This is a genomic window from Paenibacillus sp. E194, assembly GCF_000935845.1.
In the GTDB taxonomy this organism is placed as follows: Bacteria; Bacillota; Bacilli; order Paenibacillales; family Paenibacillaceae; genus Paenibacillus_B; species Paenibacillus_B alvei_B.
Genome location: NZ_JMDX01000469.1, coordinates 1 through 1703, shown reverse-complemented (window position 1 = coordinate 1703; position 1703 = coordinate 1). Strand labels below are relative to the sequence as shown.

General features: G+C 46.6%; 3 protein-coding genes. All 3 read left to right on the top strand.

Annotation, left to right across the window (positions count from 1 at the left end; translation table 11 throughout):
- On the top strand, positions 1-217 hold a 217-nt coding region (locus AZ66_RS33210; RefSeq protein ID WP_231587099.1), incomplete at its 5' end, for a hypothetical protein.
- A 184-nt stretch (positions 218-401) separates the two neighbouring features.
- Positions 402-1049, top strand: coding sequence for a phosphoenolpyruvate hydrolase family protein (locus AZ66_RS33665; protein ID WP_331436947.1), 648 nt, complete (start codon positions 402-404; stop codon positions 1047-1049).
- Positions 937-1602: a phosphoenolpyruvate hydrolase family protein gene (locus tag AZ66_RS33660; protein WP_331436946.1), complete on the top strand. Its 666-nt coding sequence runs from the start codon at positions 937-939 to the stop codon at positions 1600-1602. The genes AZ66_RS33665 and AZ66_RS33660 overlap by 113 nt, the downstream gene beginning before the upstream one ends.
- The last annotated feature ends 101 nt before the right edge of the window (positions 1603-1703 follow it).

Sequence of the window (1703 nt, the reverse complement as noted above, 5' to 3'; positions counted from 1 at the left end):
TATAAGCAGAAGAGCAAAAGCGAAGCTTAGTCATACAGTTTTACGGAATGTAATCGTTCATGTTAGAGGAGCAATGAAGGGTTTGAATAAGACGAGAATGATGTGGTGGAGGATAGGTAGATGGATCGACAATAAAGCGACGGCTGTGCGCCTTGGCAACACGGCAGTGCTTATCAGCCTGCTTGCGCAGCGACGAGCTAGGAGGAGAATACAATAGTACGTAGGCAGCGGCTTGGAGATTTTTCATCAAGCTGCTTTTTTGCATGTTGCGTGAGTTGCAGCTATTCAGTTACAGGCATTCGACCGGCAAATCAGAGAATGTTATGATATTTACAACACATTCGAAGCGAAGCAACAACCTAGCAGCAGCAACAACGGCAATGAAAAGAAGGTGTGTGAACGTGTACTTTGATCGAGAAATGATTCGAAATAGATTGCATGCCCAATTGAAATCGAACGGGCACATTATTGGCGTAGCAGCCGGTGCAGGGATTTCGGCTAAATATGCGGTAAAGGGCGGCGCCGATTTCATTTTGGCCCTGAATTCGGGGCGCTTCAGACAGATGGGCTTAAGCTCTCTAGGGGGACTGCTCCCATTTGGGAACTGCAATGAGCTTGTCATGGAATTTGGCTCGAAGGAAATTGTACCGCTCGTCAGAGAGGTACCGGTGATGTTCGGGTTATGCGCAACAGATCCGACGATTCAGTTGGAGGCGTACATTCAAGAAATTCGGAATAAAGGATTCTCGGGAATTAATAATTACCCTACCGTTGGACTGATTGGCGGACAATTCGGCGAGGCGTTGGAAGAAGCGGGTATCAGCTTCGCGTCGGAAGTGGAAGCGATCCGTATTGCAAGCGGGATGGGAATGTTCACGATTGCGTTCGTGTTCAATCAGGAACATGCGCAACAGATGGCAGCAGCCGGGGGCAGATGTGATCTGTGCTCACTTAGGATTTACGAAGGGTGGCGTTTTAGGCGCCTCGAAGGTGCTTTCTTTGAAGGCAGCCGCAGACTTGGCGGCGCAGATTTTCCAAGCGAGCGATAAAATCAATCCGAATGTGATCAAGATGATCTATGGCGGTCCAGTCAATACGCCGGCCGACGTGAAATATATGTATGACAATACGAGCGCAGTCGGGTACTTGGGGGGCTCATCATTTGAGCGAATTCCTTCAGAAGCGGCGATTACGAAGACTGCGATTGATTTCAAGGAAGTTGGGTTAACGGAGCAAGACAAGCTGCTTCACAAAATGCTCGAAGGCGTGACGAAGCATTACGATTATGTGCAGTTCGTGAAGGAATACGTTGAGGCGAACTACATGCATGATATTTCGTTTGCGGAGCTGGCTCAGGTTGCACATCTATCGAGAACGCACCTGAGTCATTTATTTAAGCAAGAGGTGGGATGTACGTTTCCAGAATACTTGACTAGATTCCGAATCAATAAGTCGATCGAGTTGATGAAGCAGCGTCATTTAGATTTGTCGGAGTTATCCGGCTTGGTTGGCTATAATGATTATGCGCACTTCAGCAAAATGTTCAAAAAGACAACGGGACTGTCTCCAAGAGAATATCAACGACAATACAAAAACACATGAACATCGTACAAATATACATGAATCAAAATCGGAATCACCCTATACTTGAATTGTAAGCCGGCTTAGGTAGTTTCATATAGTTCATATGCTTCCACTTCATA